Annotated in this window: 3 protein-coding genes; all 3 read right to left on the bottom strand. The window is 71.7% G+C overall.

Translation table 11 applies throughout. The features are described 5' to 3' along the window. A partial coding sequence (locus tag LQV45_RS26080; protein ID WP_230009571.1) for a molybdopterin molybdotransferase MoeA occupies nt 1-1360 on the bottom strand: 1360 nt, incomplete at its 3' end. Beyond that, nucleotides 1357-1644: a DUF6457 domain-containing protein gene (locus tag LQV45_RS26075; RefSeq protein WP_079555354.1), complete on the bottom strand. Its 288-nt coding sequence runs from the start codon at nt 1642-1644 to the stop codon at nt 1357-1359. The genes LQV45_RS26080 and LQV45_RS26075, both read right to left, overlap by 4 nt. Before the next feature lie 21 nt (nt 1645-1665). Further along, nucleotides 1666-2337 carry a molybdenum cofactor guanylyltransferase gene (locus LQV45_RS26070; RefSeq protein WP_230009569.1) on the bottom strand — a complete coding sequence of 224 codons (672 nt, stop codon included), beginning with the start codon at nt 2335-2337 and terminating at the stop codon, nt 1666-1668. Between the last annotated feature and the right edge of the window lie 53 nt (nt 2338-2390).

Below are 2390 nucleotides of genomic sequence, written 5' to 3'. Positions count from 1 at the left end.
GCACACCGTCGGCGGCGGCCAGCCCCCGCATCATTCCCGGGCCGGTGTGCTGCGCCGGCGATGCCATGCCATAGAGCAGCCGGAAGGGCATGAGCCGGGTCCGGCCCGGGTCGGCGTCAATTGTCGAGCCGCAGGGCACCTCGCTGAGCGGGGGGATCGCGCTGTGCCCGAGTGCCGCCAGGAGTGGGGCACCGATCGTGGACAGGGCCATCATGGCCGCTAGCGGGTTTCCTGGCAGGCCGAGGATGTAACGGCCGTCCGGCAGCTCGGCCAGCACGGCGGGGTGGCCCGGGCGCATGGCGATTCCGTCGATCAGAAGGCGGCCGCCGAGCTCGGCGACCGAGCGCCTGAGGTGGTCTGTCCCGGAGCGCCCCGTGCCGCCGGTGGTGACCACGACGTCGGCAGGCAGGTTTTCACCGGCAGGATCGGTGTCCTCGAGGGCGGCGAGCCACTCGGCGTAGGTGTCGCCGACTTTCACTTCTTCGGTACAGATCCCGCCGAGCATTCCCACCACGGCGGCCAGTTGGGGTCCGAAGGTGTCGCGGACCTGCCCGGGTGCCGGCATCCCGCTCGTCACGACCTCGGAGCCAGTGAAAACGAGGCGGACCACGGCCTTGCCGAGCACGGGAAGGGTGTCACTTCCGGCCAGCGCGGCGAGGGCCAGATGGGCCGGGTTCAGGACCGTGCCGCGCTTGATCAGTACGTCCCCGGCGGCGGCTTCCTCCCCGGCCTTCCTGATGTGGTCGCCGTTGCGCGGGTCTCCCGGCTTCGCGGTGCCGCCCAGCTTCAGGACGGGCAGGCCGTCCTCGTCGACGTCGATGATGCCGCTTTCGCTGCGCAACACGGCCTTGGCCCCGGGCGGGATGAGGCCGCCGGTGGCAATCGGGCTGGCCTGATGTGGTGCCAGACGCTGGCCGGGTTCGGCCAGGATCCAGGGGCCGCTGCCGTTGACGGCCCAGCCGTCCATGGCAGAGGAAGCGTAATGGGGCATGTCCTGCCGGGCAACGACGTCCGCCGCGAGCGTCCGGCCGAGCGCCTGCCGCAGCGGAACAGGGGCGGCCGGGATGGGAACGGCGCACTCGAACGCGAGTTGCCGGGCCTCCTGCCACGTGTGGGCCAGGTGCCTGTGCGGCTCCGCGGCGCCCTGGTCCCCTGCCTCCTCGTCCGCTGCATCCTGGTCCGCAGTGTCTTCGCCCGCTGCATCCTGGTGCGCCGCGATGTGAGGGCCACCAGGGCCGTCTACGGGAGCCTCTCCACCGCCAGTTCCGACGCCATTTCCGCCGGTATCGTTGACGCCATCTTCACCGCCATCTCTGCCAGGGGCAGCGGGGCCGTTGCCGTCCGGGGCCGCAGCCGTCATGCCCCGGAAGTTTCGGCGGCTGCGTAGTCCTTGGCGAGCCGGCGGGCCACGGCCATCGCGGACTCCATGGACACGGAGTCCGTGGCCTGCCCGGAGCCTGAGGCCAGGCCGGCCGCAAAGCCGGCAATGAATGTGGTCAGCGGTGCCGCCGGGCGCACCACGGAATGGGCGGCCACGCCGGCCAGGGCGAGGACCTCATTCACGTCAATCTCAACGTCGTCCAGCTCCAGGGCCTGGAGCAGGGCACGGCACCAGTCTTCCAGTGTTTCGTCCTGGCTTTTCACCGTTTGCCTCCATGGTCGAGTTCAGCTGTGCAGAGCCGGGCCGGAGCCCGGACCGCCGTCGGGAATCCTGCCGGATACCCCCAGTGCGGACGCGTCATCCCAGGTGTCGACGTCATCCGTGGAACCCGGGGGAACGCGAACTTCCCGCACGTCCAGCCTAGCAAGAAGGGCGAACACCGACGCGTTTTCCAGCCGGTCCCGGGACGCGGCGTCCGCGACAGAACGATGTAGCACGGCCGTGCCATAAAAGCCCGCGAGCGGCTGTTTCCGGCCGTCGGCCGAGACGGCCATGACGCCGTCGGCCGCGTCCCTTTCCGGCGTGCCTGCACCGGACGCGGCCAGCGCCTCGGCCAGGGCATGGACCGCGCCGGCCGACCGGGGCATGTCACACGCCAGGACGAGGGTATAGGGCGCGGCTACTGCGTGCCGGCTCGCGTGATCGGCGGCCAGGGCGGCCAGCCCCGCCGCGATGGCTGCGGCCGGACCCGCGAAGGGCGGCTCTTCCCGGCAGGTCAGGACGCCGCCGGGCAGGCCCCCGGGGTCGGGGCCCACGACGACGGTGCGCCCCGCCGCGCCGGCGGCCCGCAGTGACCGCTCCAGGAGGGTGGCGCCGTCGTAGACCAGCCCGGATTTGGGCACGCCGCCGAGGCGTGAGGACCGCCCCCCGGCGAGAATGATGGCATCGAACTCCATCGTTTCAGCCTAGCGCGGCGCCAGCGGCCGCCGAACAAGCCGTCACGTGCGCC

Source organism: Microbacterium sp. Bi128 (assembly GCF_918698205.1).
This window is presented reverse-complemented; position numbering and strand designations above follow the sequence as displayed.

Bases quoted from the DNA above. Each gene is read 5' to 3' on its own strand.
- LQV45_RS26070 (WP_230009569.1), bottom strand. From the start codon at position 2,337: ATGGAGTTCGATGCCATCATTCTCGCCGGGGGGCGGTCCTCACGCCTC.